25 protein-coding genes are annotated in these 24,500 nt (G+C 68.9%); 18 read left to right on the top strand and 7 right to left on the bottom strand.

Annotation, left to right across the window (positions count from 1 at the left end; translation table 11 throughout):
• Window positions 1-193 precede the first annotated feature (193 nt).
• Window positions 194-1,315 carry a tyrosine-type recombinase/integrase gene (locus ACWH49_RS16800; RefSeq protein WP_448172497.1) on the bottom strand — a complete coding sequence of 374 codons (1,122 nt, stop codon included), beginning with the start codon at window positions 1,313-1,315 and terminating at the stop codon, window positions 194-196.
• A gap of 125 nt (window positions 1,316-1,440) precedes the next feature.
• On the bottom strand, window positions 1,441-1,764 hold the full coding sequence (gene fliE, locus ACWH49_RS16795; protein WP_056462150.1) for a flagellar hook-basal body complex protein FliE: 324 nt from the start codon (window positions 1,762-1,764) through the stop codon (window positions 1,441-1,443).
• A gap of 171 nt (window positions 1,765-1,935) precedes the next feature.
• Between fliE and fliF the strand changes: the two genes are divergently transcribed.
• From fliF to fliR, 13 genes are all read left to right on the top strand, one after another.
• Complete coding sequence (fliF, locus tag ACWH49_RS16790) at window positions 1,936-3,609, top strand: flagellar basal-body MS-ring/collar protein FliF (RefSeq protein ID WP_448172496.1); 1,674 nt, start codon at window positions 1,936-1,938, stop codon at window positions 3,607-3,609.
• A gap of 32 nt (window positions 3,610-3,641) precedes the next feature.
• A complete protein-coding gene (fliG, locus tag ACWH49_RS16785; protein WP_056462145.1) occupies window positions 3,642-4,640 on the top strand; it encodes a flagellar motor switch protein FliG in 999 nt (332 codons plus the stop codon).
• A complete protein-coding gene (locus ACWH49_RS16780; protein ID WP_448172495.1) occupies window positions 4,627-5,388 on the top strand; it encodes a FliH/SctL family protein in 762 nt (253 codons plus the stop codon). Before fliG ends, ACWH49_RS16780 begins: the two co-directional genes overlap by 14 nt.
• Window positions 5,385-6,812 carry a flagellar protein export ATPase FliI gene (gene fliI / locus ACWH49_RS16775; protein WP_448172494.1) on the top strand — a complete coding sequence of 476 codons (1,428 nt, stop codon included), beginning with the start codon at window positions 5,385-5,387 and terminating at the stop codon, window positions 6,810-6,812. Before ACWH49_RS16780 ends, fliI begins: the two co-directional genes overlap by 4 nt.
• A 13-nt stretch (window positions 6,813-6,825) precedes the next feature.
• Window positions 6,826-7,293, top strand: coding sequence for a flagellar export protein FliJ (locus ACWH49_RS16770; RefSeq protein WP_448172493.1), 468 nt, complete (start codon window positions 6,826-6,828; stop codon window positions 7,291-7,293).
• 16 nt (window positions 7,294-7,309) lie between these two features.
• The gene (locus ACWH49_RS16765) at window positions 7,310-8,578 is read left to right on the top strand and encodes a flagellar hook-length control protein FliK (protein ID WP_448172492.1); all 1,269 of its coding nucleotides are present in this window, start codon (window positions 7,310-7,312) and stop codon (window positions 8,576-8,578) included.
• A 160-nt stretch (window positions 8,579-8,738) separates the two neighbouring features.
• A complete protein-coding gene (locus ACWH49_RS16760; protein ID WP_448172491.1) occupies window positions 8,739-9,401 on the top strand; it encodes a flagellar basal body-associated FliL family protein in 663 nt (220 codons plus the stop codon).
• Between the two features lies 1 nt (window position 9,402).
• Window positions 9,403-10,407, top strand: coding sequence for a flagellar motor switch protein FliM (gene fliM / locus ACWH49_RS16755; protein ID WP_448172490.1), 1,005 nt, complete (start codon window positions 9,403-9,405; stop codon window positions 10,405-10,407).
• The gene (gene fliN / locus ACWH49_RS16750; protein ID WP_448172489.1) at window positions 10,397-10,834 is read left to right on the top strand and encodes a flagellar motor switch protein FliN; all 438 of its coding nucleotides are present in this window, start codon (window positions 10,397-10,399) and stop codon (window positions 10,832-10,834) included. Before fliM ends, fliN begins: the two co-directional genes overlap by 11 nt.
• Window positions 10,835-10,841: 7 nt before the next feature.
• A complete protein-coding gene (locus ACWH49_RS16745; RefSeq protein ID WP_448172488.1) occupies window positions 10,842-11,207 on the top strand; it encodes a FliO/MopB family protein in 366 nt (121 codons plus the stop codon).
• A gap of 22 nt (window positions 11,208-11,229) precedes the next feature.
• Complete coding sequence (fliP, locus tag ACWH49_RS16740; RefSeq protein ID WP_448174359.1) at window positions 11,230-11,982, top strand: flagellar type III secretion system pore protein FliP; 753 nt, start codon at window positions 11,230-11,232, stop codon at window positions 11,980-11,982.
• 4 nt (window positions 11,983-11,986) lie between these two features.
• On the top strand, window positions 11,987-12,256 hold the full coding sequence (gene fliQ / locus ACWH49_RS16735) for a flagellar biosynthesis protein FliQ (protein WP_448172487.1): 270 nt from the start codon (window positions 11,987-11,989) through the stop codon (window positions 12,254-12,256).
• 5 nt (window positions 12,257-12,261) lie between these two features.
• A complete protein-coding gene (gene fliR / locus ACWH49_RS16730; RefSeq protein ID WP_448172486.1) occupies window positions 12,262-13,023 on the top strand; it encodes a flagellar biosynthetic protein FliR in 762 nt (253 codons plus the stop codon).
• 39 nt (window positions 13,024-13,062) lie between these two features.
• Here the strand turns inward: fliR and ACWH49_RS16725 are convergent, their stop codons facing one another.
• From ACWH49_RS16725 to ACWH49_RS16715, 3 genes are all read right to left on the bottom strand, one after another.
• On the bottom strand, window positions 13,063-14,130 hold the full coding sequence (locus ACWH49_RS16725) for an MBL fold metallo-hydrolase (protein ID WP_448172485.1): 1,068 nt from the start codon (window positions 14,128-14,130) through the stop codon (window positions 13,063-13,065).
• A gap of 13 nt (window positions 14,131-14,143) precedes the next feature.
• Window positions 14,144-15,736 carry an ABC transporter substrate-binding protein gene (locus ACWH49_RS16720; protein ID WP_448172484.1) on the bottom strand — a complete coding sequence of 531 codons (1,593 nt, stop codon included), beginning with the start codon at window positions 15,734-15,736 and terminating at the stop codon, window positions 14,144-14,146.
• A gap of 104 nt (window positions 15,737-15,840) precedes the next feature.
• A complete protein-coding gene (locus tag ACWH49_RS16715) occupies window positions 15,841-16,041 on the bottom strand; it encodes a heavy-metal-associated domain-containing protein (RefSeq protein WP_448172483.1) in 201 nt (66 codons plus the stop codon).
• 122 nt (window positions 16,042-16,163) lie between these two features.
• Between ACWH49_RS16715 and ACWH49_RS16710 the strand changes: the two genes are divergently transcribed.
• Complete coding sequence (locus ACWH49_RS16710; RefSeq protein ID WP_448172482.1) at window positions 16,164-18,386, top strand: heavy metal translocating P-type ATPase; 2,223 nt, start codon at window positions 16,164-16,166, stop codon at window positions 18,384-18,386.
• Window positions 18,387-18,431: 45 nt separating this feature from the next.
• Here ACWH49_RS16710 and ACWH49_RS16705 read toward each other — a convergent pair whose 3' ends face one another.
• Entirely contained in the window at window positions 18,432-19,088 is a 657-nt protein-coding gene (locus tag ACWH49_RS16705) for a c-type cytochrome (protein ID WP_056462101.1), read from the bottom strand.
• Between the two features lie 96 nt (window positions 19,089-19,184).
• On the opposite strand from ACWH49_RS16705, the gene ACWH49_RS16700 reads away from it, so the two are divergent.
• Genes ACWH49_RS16700 through ACWH49_RS16685 form a run of 4 tightly spaced genes read left to right on the top strand, consistent with a single transcriptional unit; the run spans window position 19,185 to window position 23,308 of the window.
• On the top strand, window positions 19,185-20,027 hold the full coding sequence (locus ACWH49_RS16700; RefSeq protein WP_056462098.1) for an AAA family ATPase: 843 nt from the start codon (window positions 19,185-19,187) through the stop codon (window positions 20,025-20,027).
• Window positions 20,024-20,614 (top strand): GNAT family N-acetyltransferase, encoded by a 591-nt coding sequence (locus tag ACWH49_RS16695; RefSeq protein WP_448172481.1) that lies wholly within the window; start codon window positions 20,024-20,026, stop codon window positions 20,612-20,614. Before ACWH49_RS16700 ends, ACWH49_RS16695 begins: the two co-directional genes overlap by 4 nt.
• A gap of 22 nt (window positions 20,615-20,636) precedes the next feature.
• On the top strand, window positions 20,637-21,269 hold the full coding sequence (locus ACWH49_RS16690; RefSeq protein WP_448172480.1) for a glutathione S-transferase family protein: 633 nt from the start codon (window positions 20,637-20,639) through the stop codon (window positions 21,267-21,269).
• A 20-nt stretch (window positions 21,270-21,289) separates the two neighbouring features.
• Complete coding sequence (locus ACWH49_RS16685; RefSeq protein ID WP_448172479.1) at window positions 21,290-23,308, top strand: S9 family peptidase; 2,019 nt, start codon at window positions 21,290-21,292, stop codon at window positions 23,306-23,308.
• 7 nt (window positions 23,309-23,315) lie between these two features.
• Here ACWH49_RS16685 and ACWH49_RS16680 read toward each other — a convergent pair whose 3' ends face one another.
• Entirely contained in the window at window positions 23,316-24,491 is a 1,176-nt protein-coding gene (locus tag ACWH49_RS16680; protein WP_448172478.1) for a diguanylate cyclase, read from the bottom strand.
• Between the last annotated feature and the right edge of the window lie 9 nt (window positions 24,492-24,500).

Genomic DNA, 24,500 nt, shown 5'->3' with positions numbered 1-24,500 from the left:
CCAAAACGCACCGCCCGATGGCCTCCGATCCGGCCAACGGTTTGCAGATATCAGGGCTTCAACCTTCAACTACCCCGCGACGGGGGCAGTCTTCACGAAGGGCTCGCTTCCACTGCAGTGGTCGCCGCACATGCGACGACGAACAAAGGGTATCGCAAATCGACGCGCAAGTGTTGCAACGCGAACGCGTGACCTATACCTTCACGATGGCGAGCAGTTTTCGGTGCCACTTGGTAAGCGCATCGCGCATCAGCGGCTTCATGTCGGCGCCGTCCGTGTACACGCGTTCGAGCTTCGGCACAGCGTGGTTCAACAGCGCTTCGATTACGTGCGGTGGCACGCCTAGTTCTTTCATTCCCGTGGCGACCGTGTGCCGAATGTCGTGCTGAGTAACGCGTTCGCCAGGGATGAACTTGTCTGTATCTGGCCGAATCGGCATTCTCGATTGCCAGAGGTGATGCGCGGAACTACGGGTCTTCTTTGCCATCGGCTCTTTCAGAATCCTGCGCATCAGCGGCAGGACTGGAACTTGGTGCGGTCGATCCGACTTGTTCTCGTCGATGTGCCAAACGTCGCCGACGACTTGCTCCGGGTTCGCCGCCAGTGATTGCACTTCCATCAACCGCTGGCCCGTTGCGAGCAGCAAGCGGTAAAGAGCACCATGCGGCGGCGCTATGTTCCAAGCAATACGAATCTCTTCGCGCGTTAAGACCACCTTGCGCGGACCTTCCTCTTCGGCACCCCAGTCTTCTAGCACGATGTCTTTCAGCGGGTTCTCCGTGATCCACTTCCTCTTTGCCGCGAACTTGAAGATGCCGACCGTGTATCGGAACAGCTTTATCGCCGCTGCAGGTGCGGGCTTGACGTTGTCGTCCTCGTCGCCGAGCCGCTTGCGCTCGAACAGTTCGAGCAGTTCGTCGGTACGGATGGTTTCGATGCGGCGCGCGTGCAATCTCACCAAGTCGCGATCAATGTATCGGCGCGCCTCATCGGGGTGCTTGTGGTTCGCGTTGCGGTGCCACGCGTTTGCGACCTCAAGCAGCGTGCGCTTCTGGTCTGGTTCGGCAGTCGGATCGACCTTACCCAACGCATCGGCGCACTTGAGCCGCGCCTGCTGACACGACATGCGCGGCCAGACGCCCAGCTTCGTGACCTTCCACTTGCCGCCGATGTTCGTGCGCATCTCGAAGGTTTTGGTGCCCGTGGGCATGACGCGCAGGTACAGCGTGCGCCGCAACGAATCGGAGATGAGCAGCTTGCCCGTTTCGGGCGGTCTGACGGCAGCGACGGACTTTTCACTTAATTCCACGCTCATGGCAGGGCCTTTCTTTGGTATGGCTATTTGGTATGGCCTTAAGCCTACCACCCCACACCAACCCCTACCAACGGCTACCCGTTTGCCGGGCTTCCTACCTATATAGCGAAGTATTTCCCCGTATCCTACACCTGCATCGACATGATGTCGGAATAGGCCTGGACCATCTTGTTGCGCACCTGCAGCGTCGCCTGGAAGCCGATCTGGGCCTTCTGCATCGCGACCATGGTCTGCTCGATGCTGACGGTCGGGTTGTCGAGTTGCACCTCGCGCTGCATCGCGGTCGCATCGGTCTGCGACTTGCTCACCGCGCCCAGCGCCTGGCTCAGCGCGTGCTGGAAGCCGGCGCCCTCGACTGGGCCGCTCTTGTGGAGCGGCTGGCCGTTCGTGGCCAGGCCGGCGCGGGCGACGGCCTGGGCGAAATCGAAGGGTTTGAGGGTGACGTTCATGAGGCGTGCTCCCGTGATTGGGGATGTCGCCATCGTAGGCAGACCGGGCCGGCGCCAAGTCGGGAACTGAGGCGGCTTTGTCCGGCTGTTCGCCCCTTTCGTCGGGGTCAAGTTCCCGAACAATCGCTTTCAACCAGGGCAACTCCGCCCCGGAACGGAACCTGACGACCCATGAACGACGCAGTCGCCATCAACCCCGCTCTCCCGCTCGTCGAACCGGCGAGCTTCGCCGGCCGCATGGCCGCGCTGCCGATGCGAAGCAAGCTCAGCATGGCGCTGGGCGTGGCGGCGCTGGCCGGGGTGGTGCTGGCGATGACGATGTGGAGCAGCAAGGGCGACTTCAAGGTGCTGTACGCGAACCTGTCCGACAAGGATGGCGGCGCGGTCATCGCCCAGCTGTCGCAGATGAACGTGCCCTACCGCATGAGCGAAGGCGGCGCGGCGATCCTGGTGCCGGCGCTGCAGGTGCACGACCTGCGCCTGAAGCTCGCGACCGCGGGCCTGCCGAAAGGCTCGGTCTCGGGCTACGAGCTGATGGACAGCGCCCGCTTCGGCCAGACGCAGTTCCAGGAGCGCCTGACCGCGCAGCGCGGTCTCGAAGGCGAACTGACCCGCTCGATCACCTCGATGGCCGCGGTCCAGAACGCCCGCGTCCACCTGGCGCTGCCGAACCAGAACGGCTTCTTCCGCGAGCAGCAGAAGCCCAGCGCGTCGGTGCTGCTGACGCTGCACCCCGGCCGCTCGCTCGACCGTGCGCAGGTCGCCGGCATCGTCCACCTGGTCTCCAGCAGCGTGCCCGAGCTGGACCCGAAGTCGGTCAGCGTGCTCGACCAGACCGGCGCGCTGCTGACCAGCGGCGGCGACGGCCAGCCTTCGGCGGGGCTCGACGCGCAGCAGCTGCAGTACGTCAACCAGATCGAAAGCGGCTACTCGAAGCGCATCCTCGAACTGCTGGAGCCGATCGTCGGCCGCGACAACCTGCGCGCCACGGTCGCCGCCGACATCGACTTCTCGCAGACCGAGGCGACCTCGGAAGAATTCAAGCCCAACCAGGGCGCCGAGGCCAAGGTCTCGATCCGCAGCCAGCAGGTCTCCGAGCAACCCGGCGGCGCCGGCGCGCAGCCCAGCGGCGTGCCGGGTGCGGCCTCCAACCAGCCGCCGGTGGCCGCCACCGCGCCGCTGACCGGCGCCTCGCAGCCGCTGCAGACCGCGCAGGGCGCCACCGCCGGCGCCGGTGCCAGCGGCCGGCGTGATGCGACCACCAACTACGAGGTCGACAAGACCGTGCGCGTCACGCGCAACGCCAGCGGCAACGTCAAGCGCCTGAACGCCGCGGTCGTGGTCAACAACCGCTCGGTCACCGACGCCAAGGGCAAGACCACCCAGGTGCCGCTGTCGACCGAGGAGATCGACAAGCTGACCGCGCTGGTGCGCGAGAGCATCGGCTTCAAGCAGGAGCGCGGCGATTCGGTCAAGGTGATCAACGCGCCGTTCAAGGTCGAGCCGGTCAACACGGTCGACGTGCCGCTGTGGAAGAACCCGGACGTGATCGACACGCTGCGCAGCCTGGCGGTGCCTGCCGGCCTGGCGCTGGTCGCGCTGCTGGTGTTCTTCGGCCTGGTGCGCCCGGCCCTGAAGGCCGCGCTCGCGCCGCCGCCGGCGCCCGCTCCCGGCGCCAAGCTGAGCGCGGTCGTCGACGACGCGCAGGACCTGCCCGCCCTGCCGGCCCCGAAGAGCGTGGAGCACCTCGCGAACGCGAAGGCGCTCGCCAAGGACAACCCGGCCGCGGTGGCGGGCATCGTGCGCGGCTGGGTCAGCGGCGAGACCGTCGCGGCCAAGAGCTGACGGCATCGAACAAGAACACAAGGAGCAGTACGGTGGACGACACGGGTCTGGAAAACGCAGCGATCCTGCTGATGTCGCTGGGCGAGGAAGAAGCCGCCGGCGTCTTCAAGCACCTGACGCCGAAGGAAGTGCAGGGCCTGGGCGAGACGATCCAGAAGATGAAGTCGATCTCGCGCGAGCGCGTCGACGGCGTGCTGGAGATGTTCAACAACTCCGCCGCCGATCAAAGCATGCTGGTCAGCGACACCGACGAGTACGTCAAGTCGGTGCTGCGCAAGGCGCTGGGCGACGACAAGGCCAACCTGCTGATCGACCGGATCATGCAGGGCGGCGGCGACACGGCGGGCATCGAGAGCCTGAAGTGGATGGACCCGACCTCGGTCGGCGAGCTGCTGCGCATCGAGCACCCGCAGATCGTCGCGGCGATCCTCGTGCACCTCGATTTCGACCACGCGGCCGATGTGCTCAAGACCTTTTCCGAGCGCCAGCGCAATGAAGTTCTGGTTCGGGTCGCCACGCTCGACGGCATCCAGCCCTCGGCCCTGAAGGACCTGAACGAGGTGATGGGCCGCGTGCTCGCCGGCGGCGAGCGCACCCGCAAGACCACGCTGGGCGGCGTCAAGGCCGCGGCCGAGATGATCAACCTGATGGGCACCAGCGTCGAGACCGCGGTGCTCGACTACATCCGCGAAGCCGACAACGATCTGGCGCAGAAGATCATGGACAACATGTTCACGTTCGACGATCTCGAGAAGATCGACGACAAGGGCATCCAGGCGCTGCTGAAGGAAGTGCAGAGCGAATCGCTGGTGATCGCGCTGAAGGGGGCGACGCCGGAGATGCGCGAGAAGGTGTTCAAGAACATGTCCACCCGCGCCGCCGAGACGCTGCGCGAGGACCTCGAATCGCGCGGCCCGGTGCGGGTTTCGGAGGTCGAGGCCGAGCAGAAGGAAATGCTGAAGGTCGTGCGCCGCCTGGCCGACGAAGGCCAGATCGTGCTGAGCGGCGGAGGCGACGATGACTTCCTCTGAACCGCGTGACCCGTTCCGCGGCGCCAAGAACATCCCGTCGCCGAACGACGCGGCCCGCGCCTACGCCCGCTTCATCCCGCGCGAGGAACTGAACGACGTCAAGGCCTGGCAACCGGGCGATCTGGCCGGCGGCCCGCCGCCGCAGGCCAACGTGCGGCGTGCACCCGACGACGCCCCGAAGCCCGACGTGGCGGCCCAGCTCGCCGCGCAGCTGCGCGCTGCGCGCCAGGCCGGCTACCAGGACGGCTACCGCGACGGCCTCGTCGCGCTCGACGCCTTCAAGCAGAGCTACGCCGCGCAGACCACCGCGCAGATCGGCGCACTGCTGCAATCGCTCGGCGATGAACTCGGCGGGCTGCAGCAGGACATGGCCCGCACGCTGGCGATCTCGGCGACGCACCTGGCGCGCCAGATCGTGCGCAGCGAGCTCGCGTCGAACCCGGCGCTGGTCGCCGCGGTGGCGCAGGAAGCCATCGACACGCTGCTGCTCAGCGCGAAGCACATCACGCTGCGCGTCCACCCCGACGATCACCCGTTCGTCGCGCAGGGCGCGGCCGAGGTGCTGGCCGCCCGCGGCGCGCGGCTGCTGTCCGACGCGACAATGGCGCGCGGCGGCGTGCTGGTCGAATCCGACATCGGCGTGATCGACGCGACGCTCGAGACCCGCTGGCGCCGCGCTGCCGCGTCGCTGGGCTGCGACGAAGGCTGGGACGCGACCGAGCCGGTCGAACCGGACACCGACGCATGACCTCGATGCCGCAAGCGGGCGCCGTGCCGCCCACCGCCGCCGACAAGTGGCAACGCTACCTCGCCGACTTGCGCAGCTTCTCGGCCGACAAGGTGCGCCTCGAGACGCAGGGCCTGCTGGTCCGCGTGACCGGGCTGGTGCTCGAGGCGGCCGGCATCCGCGTGCCGGTCGGCTCGGTCTGCGAAGTGCGCATGGAAGGCCAGTCGCCGGTGATCGCCGAGGTTGTCGGCTTCTCGGGCGACCGCGCCTACCTGATGCCTACCGGCGACGTGACCGGCCTGGCCAGCGGCGCGCGCGTCGTGCCGCGGCCCTCGCCGGTCGTGCCGATGAAGCTCGGCGCCGCGCGCCACCCGTGGCGCCGCAACGAGGACCGCACGCTGCACCTGCCGGTCGGCGACGGCCTGCTCGGCCGCGTCGTCGACTCGCACGGCCATCCGATGGACCGCAAGGGCCCGATCGACCATGTGCACAAGGAGCCGCTGACCCGCCGCCCGATCAACGCGATGGACCGCGACCCGGTGCGCATCCCGCTGGACACCGGCGTGCGCGCGATCAACGCGATGCTCACCGTCGGCCGCGGCCAGCGCATCGGCCTGTTCGCCGGCACCGGCGTGGGCAAGTCGGTGCTGCTCGGCATGATGGCGCGCTACACCGCGGCCGACGTGATCGTCGTCGGGCTGATCGGCGAGCGCGGCCGCGAAGTGAAGGAATTCATCGAGGACATCCTCGGCGAGGAAGGCATGCGCCGCTCGGTCGTCGTGGCCGCCCCGGCCGACGCGCCGCCGCTGGTGCGCATGCAGGGCGCCAACTACGCCACCGTGATCGCCGAACACTTCCGCGACCGCGGCCAGAACGTGCTGTTGCTGATGGATTCGCTCACCCGCTATGCGATGGCGCAGCGCGAGATCGCCCTGGCGATCGGCGAGCCGCCCGCGACCAAGGGCTACCCGCCGAGCTGCTTCGCGAAGCTGCCGCAGCTCGTCGAGCGCAGCGGCAACGGCCTGAAGGGCGGCGGCTCGATCACCGCGTTCTACACCGTGCTCAGCGAAGGCGACGACCAGCAGGACCCGATCGCCGATGCGGCGCGCGGCATCCTGGACGGCCACATCGTGCTGTCGCGCGAGCTGGCCGAGGCCGGCCACTACCCCGCGATCGACATCGAGAAATCGGTGTCGCGGGTGATGACCAGCGTCGCCAGCAGCGAGCACGTCGAAGCCGCACGGCGCTTCCGCCAGCTGCATGCACGCCACAACAAGGCCCGCGACCTGATCCAGCTCGGCGCCTACGCGCCGGGGCACGACGCCGAACTCGACACCGCGGTGCGCCTGCACCAGCCGATGGTCGCGCTGCTGCAGCAAGGCATGCACGAGAGCGCGGCGATCGGCAACAGCGTCCAGCACCTGCGCGCGGTGATCGCGGCTTGAACCAGAGAACCCCGTGACCGACATCCAGACGCTGACGATCCTCCTGGGCCAGAACGAGCGCCAGCGCGACGCGGCGCTCGCCGAACAGCAGCGCGCACAGGGCGCCGCCGAAGCCGCCAAAGCGCAGGCCGAGCAGCTGCGCCACTACCGGCGCGACTACGAGCAGCGCTGGGGCACGCAGTTCAAGCGCGAAGGCAAGATCGAGCTGGTGCACTGCTACCAGAGCTTCATGGAGCGGTTGACGCTGGCCGTGGAGCAGCAGACACGGATCGCCGAGCACGCAACGCAAGGCGCGGAACGCGCGGTGCTCGCGGTGCGCGAGGCCGAACTGCGTTGTGCCTCGGTGCGCAAGCTGATCGAACGGCGGCTCGCCGAGCAGCGCCTGCAGCTCGAACGCCGCGACCAGAAACAGACCGACGAAGCGGCCAGCCGCGCGGCCTGGACGCGCATCGGCGCGACCCGCCCCGCCCCCTTGATGTGAGCCCGGAACGAACCTCATGCTGACCATGCACCCCGCCTCCCTGCGCACCGGCACGACGCCGGCCGACCTGCCGCTGACGAGCGCCAGCAGCGATCCCGCCGGTTTCGCGTCGCTGCTCCGACAGAGCCGGAACGTCGCGCCGCCGATGCCGGCCACACCCCCTGCACCGGCGCCGCAGGCGGCCGTTCCGGCCCACGACGCGCCGAAAGCCAAGGCACCCGAGTCGCCCCCCGAGCACGACGACGCTTCGACCGCCGAAGCCAGCGACGCGGCGCCGGAGGCCGACACCGCGGGCCGCGCCCGCGCGCTGCAACGCACCAGGCTGCGCGCCGCGGAAGGCCGCGGCGACGCGAACCGCGCCGCGCCGCCGGCCAGCGCCCATGCGGCGCCGGGCTCGGCCCGCGCCGAGGCTGCCGCGGCCGCGACCGACGACGCCGCGACAACGCCCGGCCATGCCGACCCGACGCCCGCGCCGATCGACCCGAGCGTGATGCACTGGCTGGCCGATCAGCAACGCCTGCCCAACGCGCCGGCTGCCCCCGGCCCGGGCGACGCGGACCATGCCGACGCCACGTTGAAGGACGCCCCGCCGGAAGCCGCCACCGACGGCCTCGGTCGCGCGCGCCATGCCAGGGGCCCGGTCACCGAGCGCGACGCCGAACCCGCCACGCCGCACGTCCGCACTACCGATCTGCCGGCGACCGCCCCATTCGCCGCCGCGCTGGCCGAGCAGCGCGCGGCGGAGAAACCGGTCGCAGCCGAGCGCGGTGCCGTTCGCGGCGCCGACGCGATGGGCGCCAGCAGCGCGGCCGCCATCGCGGCGCCCGACACCACGCCCCGCGCCGCCACCCCCGCCGTGGCCATCGCCGCGCCGGTCCAGACGCCCGACTTCGCCCAGGAACTCGGGCTGCGCCTGAGCGTGCTGGCGCGCGACGGCGTGCACGAGGCCGAGCTGCACCTCAACCCGGCCGACATGGGCCCGGTCTCGGTGCAGATCGTGATGGACGGCACCCAGGCCCGGATCGATTTCGGCGCCGACGTGGCGGCCACCCGCCAGGCCATCGAGGCCGGCCTGCCCGAACTGGCCAGCGCGCTGCGCGACGCCGGCTTCACGCTCGCCGGCGGCGGTGTCTCGCAGCACGCCGGCGGCCGCCGCGAGGGCGGCGAGTCCCGCGACCACGGTGCCGGCGAGGAGCGCCGCGCTGTCGCCGCGCCGGAGTTGCAGCGCGTGGCCACGGCCGCGCGCCGCCTGGTACGGGCCGGCGGCGTCGACACCTTCGCGTAAGGCGACCCGGCCGGCCGCCTCGCCAGGCGCCTTACTGGGCGCCTAAACGCCCGCTTATCGCCGCTTCGATCCGGCGCCGCGCTTCCACAATTTCCTTCATGCCGTCGTGGGCCGCGAGTCGTTTCGCGTCACGCAGACGGTGCGAACCGAAGGAGTGACGATGTCCGCTGCCGCTGCCCCCACCGTGAACGCCGGCGCCGCCGTGCCCGCGAAGAAGGGCAAGAAGAAGCTGATCATCATCGCCGTGGCCGTGCTGCTGGTGCTGCTGATCGCGGGCGGCGGGGCCGCGTACTTCATGAAGAAGCGCGCTGCCGCGCAGGCCGCCGAGAACGGCGACGAGACCACCGCCCAGGCCGACGCCGCCCACCACAGCGACAAGCCGGACCTCAAGCACCCGCCGACCTTCCTGCCGCTCGACCCGTTCGTCGTCAACCTGGCCGACAAGGACACCGACCGCTACGCGCAGGTCGGCATCACGATCGAGGTGGTCGATGCCAAGTTCGCCGAACAGATGAAGCTGTTCATGCCGGCGATCCGCAACGGCATCCTGATGATCCTGGCGCACAAGAGCTCCAGGGAACTGCTCGACCGCACCGGCAAGGAAGAGCTCGCCGCCGAGATCCTGCGCGACGCCTCCCGCACGATGGGCATCGAGGTCGACGAGCCGGAGCAGCCGGCCGCCGCGAAGAAGACCGAGGGCGAAGAGGTCGTCGACGACGAGGTGCCGGCACCGACGAAGAAGAAGGCCAAGAAAAAGAAGAAGGCCGACGCCGAGCCGAACCCGATCAAGCACGTGCACTTCTCGAACTTCATCGTGCAGTGACATGAATCAGCAGATTCTTTCGCAAGACGAAGTCGACGCGCTGCTGCAAGGCATCACCGGCGAAAGCCAGAAGCTCGAGCAGGAGGCGGTCGACGATGGCGCGATCCGCAACTACGACCTGGCCAGCCAGGAGCGGATCGTCCGCGGGCGCATGCCCACGATGGAGATCATCAACGAACGGTTCGCCCGCAACATCCGGATCGGCCTGTTCAACTTCATCCGCCGCAGCCCGGAGATCTCGATCGGCAGCATCAAGGTGCAGAAGTACAGCGCCTTCCTGCGCGAGATCGTGGTGCCGACCAACTTCAACATCGTCAGCGTGCGGCCGCTGCGCGGCTCGGGGCTGATCGTCTGCGACCCGACGCTGGTGTTCGCGGTGATCGACGCGCTGTTCGGCGGCGCCGGCAAGTACCACACGCGCATCGAAGGTCGCGACTTCTCGCCGACCGAACAGCGCATCATCGGTCGCCTGGTCGACGTGATCACGGCCGAGTACAAGAAGGCCTGGACCGGCATCTACCCGCTCGAGCTCGACTACCAGCGCTCGGAGATGCAGCCGCAGTTCGCGAACATCGCGACGCCGAGCGAGATCGTCGTCGCGACCAGCTTCACGCTGGAGATCGGCGACACCAGCGGCACGATCCACTTCTGCATCCCGTACGCGACGCTCGAGCCGATCCGCGACGTGCTGTACTCGACGATCCAGGGCGACGCGGCCGAGCCCGACCGCCGCTGGGTCAACCTGATGAAACAGCAGATCCAGTCGGCACACGTCGAACTGATCGCCGAGCTGGCGCAGGCGCCGGCCACGGTCGAGCAGCTGCTGTCGCTCAAGGTCGGCGATTTCATCGAGCTGGATCTGCAACAGGCCATCCAGGCCAAGGTCGTCGGCGTGCCGGTGTTCGATTGCCACTACGGCACCTCGAACGGCAAGTACGCCCTCAAGGTCAATCAACTGCTGACCAACGCCGAACAGGGTTGGCTGGGAGACTCACATGTCAGCTGACAACACGGCGCCGCAGGAAGACGCGGACGCGATGGCCGCCGAATGGGCCGCGGCCCTGGCCGAATCCAAGCCCGAGACGGCCTCCGAGGTGCATGCCGCGGCGGACCAGATCTCGCCGGCGTCGTTCCAGAACTTCGCGCCCACCGGCGCGAGCACGGCCGGCAACGACATCAACATGATCCTGGACATCCCGGTCCAGCTCACCGTGGAGCTGGGTCGCACGCGGATTCCGATCAAGCACATCCTGCAGCTCGCGCAGGGCTCGGTCGTCGAACTCGAGGCGCTGGCCGGCGAGCCGATGGACGTGCTGGTCAACGGCTACCTGATCGCGCAGGGCGAGGTCGTGGTGGTCAACGACAAGTTCGGCATCCGGCTGACCGACATCGTGACGCCGAGCGAGCGCATGCGCCGCCTGAGCCGGGGCTGAACACGACATGCAAGCTTCTTCCGGCGCGTTCACTTCGCTGCTGTGGTTCGTCGCGATCATCGTGATGATCCCGGCGGCGCTGTGGCTGCTCAAGCGCACCCCGCTGGGCGGCGGCGCGGCGGGCAACGCCATGCGCAGCATCGCGGCCCTGCCGCTGTCGGCGAACCAGCGCATCGTGACCATCGAGGTCGGCCAGGGCGACGAGCGCCGCTGGCTGGTGCTCGGCGTCACGGCCCAATCGATCACCACGCTGCACACGATGGCGCCGCAAGGCGACACCGCGAGCGATGCGCTCCCCGCAGCCACGCAGCCGGCGTTCGCGCAGCTGCTCGGCAAGTTCCGCCAGGCCAAGGGGGCGGTCGGTGAACGCTGAGCGATCTTCTTTCTCGCCCGGCGTGCGCCGCCTCGGCACGCTCGCCGCCTTCACGGTGCTATCGGCCGTTCCGGCGCTGGCTGAAGCGCAGGCCACCGGCGGCGCGGCGCTGCCGTTGGTCATCGGCCAGGGCGCAGGCGGCACCAGCTACTCGGTGCCGATCCAGACGCTGCTGTTCTTCACCGCGCTGTCCTTCCTGCCCGCGGTGCTGCTGCTGATGACCGGCTTCACCCGGATCGTGATCGTGCTGAGCCTGCTGCGCCAGGCGATCGGCACGCAGGCCGCACCGCCGAATCAGGTGGTGATCGGCCTGAGCCTGTTCCTGACCTTCTTCGTGATGAGCCCGACGATCGACAAGGTCTATGCCGAGGCGTATCAGCCCTACAGCGAAAACAAGATCGCCTTCGACGAGGCGCTAAAGCGCGGCGAGGTGCCGATGCGCGCGTTCATGCTGAAGCAGACCCGCCAGGCCGACGTGATGCTGTTCGCCAAGCTCGCCAAGGTCGACCCCGCGGTCAAGACCGCCGACGTGCCGTTCAAGGTGCTGGTGCCGGCGTTCGTGACGAGCGAACTGAAGAGCGCGTTCCAGATCGGCTTCCTGATCTTCATCCCGTTCCTGATCATCGACATGATCGTCGCCAGCGTGCTGATGTCCCTGGGCATGATGATGTTGAGCCCGGTGCTGATCGCGCTGCCGTTCAAGCTGATGCTATTCGTGCTCGCGGACGGCTGGAACCTGCTGCTCGGCTCGCTCGCCGCCAGCTTCTCGACCTGACCCCATGGACGCCACCCAAGTCTTCACCGTCGGCCAGCAGGGCCTTTACATGCTGCTGCTGGTCTCGGCACCGATCCTGCTCAGCGTTCTGGCGATCGGCCTGATCGTCAGCATCTTCCAGGCCGCGACGCAGATCCACGAGGCGACGCTGTCGTTCGTGCCCAAGGTCGTCGGCGCGGTCGTCGTGCTCGCGATCGCCGGGCCGTGGATGCTGACGACGCTGGTCGAGTACCTGCAGCGCACGCTGCAGGCGATCCCCTCCGCCGTCGGCTAGCACCGATGCTGACCTTCACCGAGGGCCAGGTCCTCGCGTGGATCACGCCGATCCTGTGGCCCTTCCTGCGCGTGCTGGCGCTGTTCGGCGCGCTGCCGGTGTTCGCGCAGCGCGGCGTGCCGGCGCGGGTGCGGGTCGCGCTCGCGTTCCTGATCGCCTTCTGCGCGCAAGCCACGCTGCCGACGATGCCGGTGATTCCGCTCGATTCGTCGATCGCGCTGCTCGCCGTCGTTCAGCAGCTGCTGATCGGCCTGTCGCTCGGGTTCGCGGTGCGCATCGTGTTCAGCGCGGTCGAGTTCGCCGGCGAGGTCATCGGCTTGCAGATGGGCCTGAACTTCGCCGGCTTCTTCAACCCGATGACCGGCGGCGAGGCGACCGTGACGAGCCGCTTCTTCGGCATCTCGGTCAGCTGGTTGTTCATCGTGACCGGCGGGCACCTGATGCTGATCGCCGCGGTGGTCCAGAGCTTCCAGGCCTTCCCGGTCGGACCGGAGCCCTTCGCGTTCCTGCGCGCGGTGCAGCCGCAGGTCTGGGGCGCCGAGGTGTTCCGCCTCGGCCTGTGGATCGCGCTGCCGATGATCGCGATGCTGCTGTTCGTCAACCTCGTGCTCGGGATCATCTCGCGCGTCGCGCAGCAGATGAACATCTTCGCGATCGGCTTCCCGATCACCGTCTCGGTCGGCCTGATCGGCATGCTGCTGACGCTGCCGATGATGCAGATGCCGTTCACGATGGCGCTGGAGCAGATGCTGCAGCACTTCCGCTGACGAATTGCGGTCGATCGGGCGTTCGGTCTGTGCGCGCGCCTACTTCAAGCCCACCCACCAGCGCCTGTTCGCACGCGAGACGCCCACCGTCATCGGCTCGCCGATCTCGGGCGTCGCGAGTTCGATGTTCTTCGCGGCCGCGAGGTTGGCCAGCCGTTCGAGGGGGTCCTGCCAGGGGTGGAAGGCCAGGTCGAAGGTGCTGTTGTGGACCGAGTACAGCACCTTGCCGCGCAGGTCGGTGAAGGCCCGCACGCACTCCTCGGGCGTCATGTGCACGGCGGGCCAGTAGGCGTCGTAGGCGCCGTTCTCCATCAGCGCCAGATCGAACCCGCCGAAACGCTCGCCGATCTGCGCGAAGCCGCCGAAGTAGCCCGAATCCCCGCTGTAGAAGATGCGCTGGCCGCCGCTCTCGATCACCCACGAGGCCCACAGCGTGCGGTTGCGGTCGGTCAGGCTGCGGCCGGAGAAGTGCTGCGCTGGCGTCGCGGTGAGCTGCACGCCGGCATGGGCGGCGCCCTGCCACCAGTCGAACTCCTGCACGCGATCGGCCGGCACGCCCATCTCGACCAGCCGCGCCTTCACGCCGAGCGGCACGAAGTAGCGCTGCACGCGCTGCGCGAGGTATTCGATCGTCGGCACGTCGAGGTGGTCGTAGTGGTCGTGCGACAGGATCAGCCCCTCGATCGGCGGCAGCTGCTGCAGCGTCAGCGGCGGCGCGTGGAAGCGCTTGGGGCCCGCGAAGCCGACCGGCGAGGCGCGCTCGCCGAACACCGGGTCGATCAGCCAGAACTTGCCGCGCAGCTTCAGCAGGTGCGACGAGTGGCCGAGGCGCACGACGTGGTTCGCCTGCGGATCGAGCGCATCGAGTTGCGCCGCCGTCAGCGGCCGCACCGGGATCGGGTCGACCGGCACGGTACCGACCTTGGTGGCGAAGACGAAGCGCGACCAGATCGTCCAGGTGCCTGCGCCGGGCGGCGTGGTCGGGTTGGGCGGGTTCGCGAACTGGCAGCTCTTGAATTGCGGGGAGTTCGCGTAGGGGCTGCTGCAATCACCGCCGCTGGCGCAGCCCGCGATGACCAGACAGCAGGCGACGAGCGCGAGGCGCAAGGAAACGGGCCCCTTACTTGGCCGGATTGACCTTGATCCAGGCCCACTCGAGCCAGTTGTCCGCACGGTGCGCGACCTCGACGTTGGCGCGCGTCGCCCACGGGATGAACTGGCGGTGCAGCGGGATGTGGTGCACCTGGTCGTTGTGTTCCTTGATCGCGGCCTTGATCAGTGCCTCGCGCTTGACCGGATCGGCCTCCTTGCTCGACTGCGCGGCGAGTTGGTCCATCTTCGGGTTGTTGACCTGGCCATAGTTGAAGCTGCCGACGCCCCCCGGCCCGCGGGTCCGGTAGATCGGCGTCAGCGTGGTCTCGGCGTCGGTCACCGAGCCGCCCCAGCCGAGCATGTACATCGAGGTGTCGAGGTTGCCGAGCTTGGCGAAGTAGATGGAGCGCGGCATCGCGTTGACGCGCACCTTCATGCCGATCTTCGACCACATCGACGCGAGCGTCTTGCAGATCTCCTCGTCGTTGACATAGCGGTCGTTCGGGCAATCCAGCGTGAACTCGAAGCCGTCCGGATAGCCGGCCGAAGCGAGCAGCTTCTTCGAGGCCTCGGGATCGAACGGCAGGCGCTTCTCGAGCGCCGGGTCGTTGTAGGTGCCCATCGGCGAAACCATGGTCGCGCCGGTCGGCGCCGCCTGGCCGCGCATCAGCTTGGTCTTGATGCTGTCCTCGTCGACCGCCTGGTACAGCGCCTGGCGCACGCGCTGGTCCTTGAACGGGTTCTTGCCCTTGACGCTGCTGTAGAGCAGCTCGTCGCGGCCCTGGTCCATGCCGATGAAGATGATGCGGTTCTCGGGGCCGTCGATCACCTTCACGCCGGGCGTGTTGCGCAGCCGCGGGGTGTCGGTGGGCGGCGGGTCGAGCACGACGTCGAGTTCGCCGGAGATCAGCGCTGCGACCCGGGTCGAGTTGCTCTTGATCGGGGTGTAGATCACGTCCTGCACGTTGCCGTCGAACTTGCCCCACCAGTTCGGGTTGCGCTTGTACACCGTCTTCACGTCGGGCTGGCGCGAGACGACCATGAACGGGCCGGTGCCGTTGGCGTTCATCGCGGCGTAGCTCTGCTCGCCGGCGTTGAAGTCCTGGGTCTTGGTGGCGTTGTTCTTCTCGGCCCACGCCTTGCTCATGATGAACACGGCGTTGGCATGCTGCAGGAAGATCGGGTCGACGTCCTTCAGGTTGAACTCGACCGTCAGATTGTCGATCTTCTTCGGCTCGCCCATCGCGTTGGCGTAGACCTTGATGTCCGAGCTGGGTTGCTGCGCGCGCTTGAACGAGAACACCACGTCGTCGGCGGTGAACGGTGTGCCATCGTGGAACTTGACGTTCGGGCGCAGCTTGAAGCGCCATTGCAGCGGGCCGGTCTGCTGCCATTCGGTGGCGAGCATCGGCACGATCGCGAGCTGCTTGTCGCGCCCGGTCAGCGTCTCGTAGACCTGGCCGTTGATCGAGTTGGTCAACGACTCGTTGCGCGAGTAGGGATCCAGGGTCTGCAGGTCGCCTTGCGAGGCCCAGCGCAGGGTCTGCGCATAGGTGCCTGCACTGCACAGGCCCAGCGCCAACGCGACCGCGGTCAGCGCGGCGGAGGATGCTCGTTTCATTCTGTCTTGCTCCGGCAAGTGTGAAGACCGGCAGTTTAGGGCCGGCACCCGACGCGCCAGGGGCAGGGAAAACCTCAGCCGCGTGCCGGCGCAGCGAGCAAGTTTCAGGCCGCGGCCTGGGGCGCATAGCCCTCGTCGGCCAGCGCGGCATCAAAGGCGTGCGGGTCCAGCGCCGAGTCGATGCGTACGCGGTGCAACGCCAAGTCGGTCTCGACGCGGGCTGCAGGATCGACCTGCTGAACGGTGCGGGTGACGGTCTTGACGCAGTGGCCGCAGGTCATGGTGGGAACGGTCAGTTCGATCATCGAAGGGCTCCGGTTCGTGGGGATGACGGCAGTATCGACCTTGCCCCGGTGGCAAGGTCAAGCGCCGGGTGATGTCGGGCACGGTTGACCTTGCCACGAGGGCAAGGTCTAAGCTGCGCCACATGAACACTCCTTCCACCGCGCCGCTGTCGCTGCGCATCGACGGCATGACCTGCGCTTCCTGCGTCTCGCGGGTCGAGCGCGCGCTGTCGAAAGTGCCGGGCGTCACCTCGGCGACCGTGAACCTGGCGACCGAACAGGCCGAGGTGGTGCACGACCGCACCGTGATCGACACCACCGCGCTGATCCGTGCCGTGCACGACGCCGGCTACGAGGCCCACGACGTGCCGGACACGCCGGGCGCCCCCATCGTCCCCTCACCGTCCGCCGGCGTCTGGCCCGTTGTGCTGGCCGCCCTGCTGTCGGCACCGCTGCTGCTGCCGATGCTGGCCGCACCGTTCGACCCGCATGCGCACGCGCTCGTGCCTGGCTGGCTGCAGTGGCTGCTGGCGACGCCGGTGCAGTTCTGGCTCGGCGCGCGCTTCTACCGCGCCGGCTGGAGCGCGGTGCGGGCGGGCAGCGCAAACATGGACCTGCTGGTCGCGCTCGGCACCTCCGCCGCGTACGGCCTGAGCGTGTACGAGTTGCTGCGCGGCGCCTCCGGCCATCTGTACTTCGAGTCGGCCGCGGTCGTGATCACGCTGGTGCTGCTGGGCAAGTGGCTGGAGGCGCGGGCCAAGCGCCAGACCACCGATGCGATCCGCGCGTTGCAGGCGCTGCGGCCGGCGACGGCGACCGTGCGCCGCGACGGCGTCGAGCAGACCCTCGCGATCGGCGCGCTCGTCGTCGGCGACCTGGTCGTCGTGCGCCCCGGCGAGCGGGTGCCGGCCGACGGCGTGGTGACCGAGGGCGCGAGCCACGTCGACGAATCGCTGCTGACCGGCGAGAGCCTGCCGATCGCGAAGCACCCGGGCGACGCGGTGACCGGCGGCGCCGTCAACGGCGAGGGCCTGATGGTGGTGCGCACGACGGCGGTCGGTGCCGAATCGGCACTCGCGCGCATCGTGCGTCTGGTCGAGTCGGCGCAGGCCGGCAAGGCGCCGGTGCAGCGGGTGGTCGACCGCATCAGCGCGGTGTTCGTGCCCGTGGTGCTGGCACTCGCGCTGCTGACGCTGCTCGGCTGGGGCTTCGCGACGGGCGACTGGCCGGCCGGCCTGATCAACGCCGTCTCGGTGCTGGTGATCGCGTGCCCGTGCGCGCTGGGCCTGGCCACGCCGGCCGCGATCATGGTGGGGACCGGCGCCGCGGCGCGGCTCGGCATCCTGATCAAGGACGCGCCGGCACTCGAACGGGCGCAAGCCCTCGCGACCGTGGTGTTCGACAAGACCGGCACGCTGACCGTCGGCCACCCGTCGCTCGTCGCCGCGGTGCCGGACGAGGGCGGTGGTCTCGCGACGCCCGCGCTGGTCGAGCTGGCCGCGGCGCTGCAGTCCGGGAGCGAACATCCGCTCGCGCGCGCGGTCCTCGACGCCGCGACCTCGCCGATCGTTCCTGCAGGCGACCTGCGCGCCCTGCCCGGCCGCGGCGTCGCCGGCGTGTCCGCGGGCCGCGACCTGCGGCTCGGCAATGCGCGGCTGATGACCGAGCTCGGCGTCGACCGCGCCGTGCTCGATGCGCAGGCGGCGCCGTATCAATCGGCCGGCCGCACCGTGTCGTGGCTGGCGCAGTGCGGTCCGCAGCGCCCTGCGCAGCTGCTGGGGCTGCTGGCGTTCGGCGACTCGCTGCGCCCGGGGGCGCGGGCCGCGCTCGACAACCTGCGCCGCCTCGGCCTGCGCACGCTGATCGTCAGCGGCGACGCGCGCGCAAGTGTCGGCGCGATCGCCAGGGAACTCGGCATCGACGACATCGACGCCGACACCCGCGCCGAAGTGCTGCCCGGCGACAAGGCCGCGATCATCGACGCGCTGAAGTCGCACGGGCCCGTCGCGATGGTCGGCGACGGCATCAACGACGCGCCGGCCCTGGCCGCCGCCGATGTCGGCATCGCGATCGCGGCGCGCGGCGGCACGGACGTGGCGATGCAGGCCGCCGGGATCACGCTGCTGCGCGGCGACCTGGCGCTGGTGGCCAGGGCGATCGGCATCGCGCGCGCGACCCACGCCAAGATCCGCCAGAACCTGTTCTGGGCGCTGGCCTACAACGTGGTCGGCATCCCGCTGGCGATGGCGGGTGCGCTGAGCCCGGTGGTCGCGGGCGCGGCGATGGCGCTGTCCAGCGTCAGCGTGCTGTCCAACGCGCTGCTGCTGCGCCGCACGATCGAGAAGGGGCGCCCCGAGCGGCCATGAAAAAGCCGCTGACGGGCAGCGGCTTTTCAGCAGAGCGAGGGGCGGTCAGCGAAAGCGCGATTGCGGCACCGTCTTCAGCTCGCCCGGCAGCGTCGCGAAGTAGTTCGCGAGCACCTTGGCCTCGGCATGCGTGAACGGGCGGGCCATGCCCATCATGATCGCGTTGTTGCGGCCGACCAGCGCGTTCTTGTCGGTCTGGTACTCGCGCAGCGCCACGTACAGGTAGTCGCCGTGCTGGCCGGCGAGCTTGGGGTAGCTCGGATCGATCGGGGTGTTGAAGTTGGCGCCGTGGCAGGACGCGCAGTTGCCTTTCTTCAGCAGCTCGGCGACGTTCGCGGGCACGTCGGCCGGCGCGGCGGTCACCGGCTCGGACTTGGCTTCGGTCGAGTAGAACGCCGCCAGGTCGGCCATGTCCTGATCGCTCAGCGAGGCCGCGATGCCGCGCATCGTCGGGTGCTTGCGGTCGCCCTTCTTGTACTGGGTCAGCGCCGAGACGATGTACTTCGCGTTCTGGCCCGCGATCATCGGCACGCGGTAGACCTCGGGGAAGCTCGCCTTGTAGTCGGGGATGCCGTGGCAGCCGATGCACATCGCGGCCTTCTTTTCGCCGGCCTTCGCGTCCTGGGCCGTTGCTTCCATCGCAAAGCCCAGCGAGCCGAGCGCTGCGACGAGCGCGATCATCGAACGGACGAGATTTTTCATGGGTCAGCAGGCGGTGATTTCAGTCCAACCACCGATTATAGGGGCCCCCTTATACTGATCCGAGACCCCGACACCACAGCCGCACCGCCCAACCCCATGAAGTTCCAAGGCTCAGAAAACTACGTCGCCACGCCCGACCTGATGCTGGCCGTCAACGCCGCGTCGACGCTGAAGCGCCCGCTGCTGATCAAGGGCGAACCCGGCACCGGCAAGACCATGCTGGCCGAAGAGGTGGCGCAGGCGCTGGGCATGCCGCTGCTGCAGTGGCACATCAAGTCGACGACCAAGGCGCAGCAGGGCCTGTACGAGTACGACGCAGTGAGCCGGCTGCGCGACAGCCAGCTCGGCGACGAGAAGGTCAAGGACATCCACAACTACATCGTGAAGGGCGTGCTGTGGCAGGCCTTCACCGCCGAGCAGCCCGTGGTGCTGCTGATCGACGAGATCGACAAGGCCGACATCGAGTTCCCGAACGACCTGCTGCGCGAGATCGACCGCATGGAGTTCTACGTCTACGAGACGCGCGAACTGGTCAAGGCGACGCACCGGCCGCTGGTGTTCATCACCTCGAACAACGAGAAGGAGCTGCCGGACGCGTTCCTGCGCCGCTGCTTCTTCCACTACATCAAGTTCCCCGACGCCGAGACGATGAAGGCGATCGTCAATGTGCACTTCCCGAACCTTAAGAAGGAACTGCTGTCGGCGGCGCTGAAGAACTTCTACGACGTGCGCAACCTGCCCGGCCTGAAGAAGAAGCCGAGCACCAGCGAGTTGCTCGACTGGCTCAAGCTGCTGCTGGCCGAGGACATCCCGCTCGAGGTGCTGCAGAGCAAGGACGACAAGGTCGCGGTGCCGCCGCTGGTCGGCGCACTGCTGAAGAACGAGCAGGACGTGTCGCTGTTCGAAAAGCTCGTGTTCATGCAGCGCAACAACCGATGAGCTGGTTGAGCCCGGTCGAGCTGAGCGGCGCGCACTGCGCGCTGAAGCCGCTCGCGAAGGACCATCTTCCCGGCCTGGCCGAAGCCGCGCGCGAAGGCGATCTGTGGAAGATCTGGTACACGAACGTGCCCGCGCCCGATGCGGTCGGTGCGGAGATCGAGCGCCGGCTCGATCTGCAGGGCAAGGGGTCGATGCTGCCGTTCACGAGCTTCGACGCCGCCGGGCGCATCGCCGGCATGACGACCTACATGAACGTGGACGCGGTCAACAAGCGGGTCGAGATCGGCTCCACCTGGACCGCGATGCGCATGCAGCGCAGCCCGTTCAACACCGAGTGCAAGCTGCTGCTGCTCGGCCACGCGTTCGAGCAGCTCGGCTGCATCGCGGTCGAGTTCCGCACCCATTTCTTCAACCACCAGAGCCGGCGCGCCATCGAGCGGCTCGGCGCCAGGCTCGACGGCGTGCTGCGCAACCACGGCCGCGCCGCCAACGGCACGCTGCGCGACACCGTCGTCTACAGCATCATCGAGTCCGAGTGGCCGACGGTGAAGACGCACCTGCGCTGGCAACTCGACAAGCCGCGCTGAGCGCGCCCGCGCCACTCGCTCCATGCTGCAGATCCTCGGCAAGCCGAGTTCGATCAACGTTCGCAAGGTCCTGTGGACCTGCGCCGAGCTGGCGCTGCCGCACACCCTGGTGCCCTACGGTGCCGGCTTTCAGACCACCGACACACCCGAGTTCCAGGCGCTGAACCCGAACGCGCTGGTGCCGGTGATCCGCGACGGCGAGTTCGTGCTGTGGGAGTCGAACACGATCTGCCGCTACCTCGCCGGCGCCCATGCGCGCGCGGACCTGCTGCCGCAGGCGCCGCGTGCGCGGGCGCATGTCGAGCAATGGATGGATTGGCAGGCCGGCGAGTTGAACAACGCGTGGCGCTACGCCTTCATGGCGCTGGTGCGCCGCAGCCCCGCGCACGCCGAGGCGCAGGCCATCGCCGCCAGCATCGCGAACTGGAACCGCCACATGGGGATGCTGGACGCGCAATTGAGCCGGACCGGTGCCTTCGTCACCGGCGCAAACTTTACGCTCGGCGACGTGGTGCTCGGCCTGTCGCTGAATCGCTGGCTGATGACGCCGATGCCACCCGACACGCGCCCGGCCTTGCCGGCGCTCGCCGCGTACCACCAGCGCCTGCTCGAGCGCCCGGGCTACCGCCTGCACGGCGCCAACGGCACACCTTGACTCCTGCCCACGAGATCGCCATGCCCGACAAGAAGAAACCGATCACCGTCGACGACCTCTGGAAGTTCGACCGCGTCGGCGGCCTGTCGCTCGCGCCCGACGGCGCGCAGGCGGTGTGCGCGGTCAGCAGCTTCTCGATGGAAGGCAACAAGAGTGTCGCCAGCCTCTGGCTGCTCTCGACCTTCGGGGGCGCGCCGCGGCGCCTGACGAGCTGCGGCGAGAAGGACGGCCAGGCGCAGTGGTCGCCCAACGGCGAGCAGATCGCCTTCATCGCGCGCCGCGAGCAGGAGGGCCGCAAGGACGAGTCGGCGCAGCTGTACCTGATCGCGCCGGACGGCGGCGAAGCGCGGCGCGCCACCCACTTCGCGCCCGGGGTCGGCGCGTTCAAGTGGTTCCCGGACGGCAAGCGGGTCGCGTTCGTCGCCTGGGTCTGGCCGGAGCTGAAGGGCACCAAGGCGCAGGCCAGGCGGTGGCGGGAGTTCCAGGACCGCAAGGCCACGGGCTACGTCACCAGCGAGGCGCAGTACCGCTTCTGGGACGACAACCTGCCGATGGGCCGCGTGCCGCACCTGCACGTGCTCGACCTCGCCAGCGGTCGCATCACCGACCTGTTCGAAGGCACGGCCTACGAACTGCCGCGCGCCGACCCGGGCGCGGGCTTCTTCGACATCGCGCCGGACGGCCGGCACCTCGCGTTCGTGCACGACCCGCAGGCCGAGAAGCGCATCGAGAACCGCAAGACGCTGGTCGAGTTGCAGCTGCGATCCGGCAAGTTCACCGCGCTGACCGCCGACCCGGACTGGGACTTCGACGCACCGCGCTACAGCCCCGACGGCCGGCGCATCGCGATGCTGGCGGCGCACACCGCGCAGCGCCACACCGCGCCGGCGCTCGCCGCCGTGCTGGAACGCGGGGGCGTGTGGTCGCTGCTCAGCGACGCGTGGGACCACGCGGTCGAGGCGCCGCTGCGCTGGTCGGCCGATGCCGCGGCGCTGTACTTCTGCGCCCAGGACCGCGGGCGCAACCACCTCTACCGCTATGCGATCGCCAGCCGCACCGCGAGCGTCGCGTTGCAGGGCGGCTGGGTCCAGGCCTTCGACGTCGCCGGCGGCGTGATCGTCGCCAGCGCGGACACGCTGATGCACCCGGCGCGCGTGCACGCGGTGCGCGACGGCCAGGCACCGCTGCGGCTCGACACCTTCAACGACGCGCTGCTCGCGACGCTGCGCCTCGGCGACTGCGAGGAGGTCACGTTCAAGGGTGCGCTCGGCGAGCCGGTGCAGATGTGGCTGACCTACCCGCCGCGCTTCGACCGCAAGAAGAAGCACCCGGTGCTGCACAGCATCCACGGCGGCCCGCACGCCGCGGCCGGCGATACCTTCCACTACCGCTGGAACACCCACGCGTTCGCGGCCCAGGGCTACGTCGTCGCCTGCGTCAACTACCACGGCTCGAGCGGCTTCGGCCAGGCCTTTCTCGACAGCATCACGCACCGCTGGGGCGAGCTGGAACTGCAGGACGTGGAGGCCGGCAGCGATTGGCTGCTGAAGCAACCGTGGGCCGACCGCAAGCGGCTGTTCGCGGCTGGCGGCAGCTACGGCGGCTTCATGGTCGCGTGGATGAACGGCCACGTGAAGGCCGGCCGCTACAACGCCTACGTCTGCCACGCCGGCTGCTTCGACTGGCAGGCGATGTTCAGCGACGACGCCTACACCTGGCATGCCAAGGAACTCGGCTGCTGGTACTGGGACGACCCTTTGAAGATCCAGGCCCAGAGCCCGAGCCATTTCGTCGCCGCGATGGCAACGCCCACGCTGGTGATCCACGGCGCGCGCGACTACCGCGTGCCGGATCAACAGGGCCTGGCCTACTACAACACGCTGAAGGCCAAGGGCGTCGACGCGCGGCTGCTGTGGTTCCCGGACGAGAACCACTGGGTGCTGAAGCCGCGCAACTCGCAGCTCTGGTACGCCGAATTCTTCGACTGGCTGCGGCGCCACGACCCGCACGCGCGCAAGGCCGCACTGCACGGCCGCTGACGCCGCGTCACGCCACCGCCAGCCGGCGCGGCTCGGCCACGACCACGCGGTCGCGCCCGTCGTTCTTGGCGCGATACAGAGCCTGATCGGCGCGCTCGAGAACGGCCTCGGGCGTTTCCTCGGGCGCGAGCGCGACCGCCACGCCGACGCTCACCGTGAGCCGCTGCGTCGCGCCGGTCCATGCCGCTTCGTGCATCGCCGCGTGAACGCGCTCGGCCAGCCGCATCGCACCGTCCTGGTCGCAATGCGGCAGCAGGATGCAGAACTCCTCGCCGCCCATGCGGGCGATGCTGTCGACCTCGCGTGCGGCCTCGCGCAGCACCCGCGCCAGCTGCACCAGCGCCGCGTCGCCGGCGGCATGGCCATGGCAGTCGTTGATCGTCTTGAAGTGGTCCACGTCGACCATCAGCAGCGCATAGCTCTCGCCGTAGCGGCGCAGGCGGCCCGCTTCACGGGCCAGCAGCGGCGCGATCGCGCGGCGGTTCAGCAAGCCGGTCAGCGCATCGCGTTCCGACAGGTGCTGCAGCCGGCTGACCAGGCGGCCGACGACCATCAGCGCCAGCACCAGGTTCAGCAGCAGGCCGACCAGCATGAACACCATCACGACCACGCCGTTGAACGCGTTCGCCTCGTGCAGCGGACGCGCGGCGACCTCGGGCGCGACCACGCCGACGATCGCGCGCAGCGCGAACAGCGCGCCGAGGATCGTCAGCGGCGTCGCCACCACGTGCGCCGTCGCACGCGAGCCCTCCCGCAGCAAGGCGGCGTGGCTTTCCCAGGCGGCGCGCAGCAACGTCCAGGCGATCGGCACCGAGGCACCGACGACGGCCACTACGGTGTGTTCACCCGCCACGAAACCGAGCAGCAGCAGCGCGTCGAACGCCAGCAGGCCGACGTGCTCGCCGTCCGTCACCGGCAGGCGCAGGAACAGCTGCACGCCGCGGCGCATCACGACGAAGGCGAACATGATCGCCAGGTTCGCGACCACGAGCGTCAGGAACGGCGGCCACACCCCGCGCTGCAGGATCAGCGCCAGACCGAGCGCCGTCGACATCGCCGCGATCATCCAGTGGAGCGCCACGATCCGCGGCAGACCGAGTCGCCAGCCGCCCACCCACCAGCTGAAGGCGCACAGGCCTTGCTGGAGGGCGATCAGCAGCAGGACGGTCCGGATGTCTTGCACGTGGTGGTC

The sequence above is a fragment of the Rhizobacter fulvus genome (assembly GCF_964020785.1).
The sequence above is the reverse complement of the archived record's forward strand: the minus strand, read 5'-3'. Positions and strand labels throughout refer to the sequence as shown.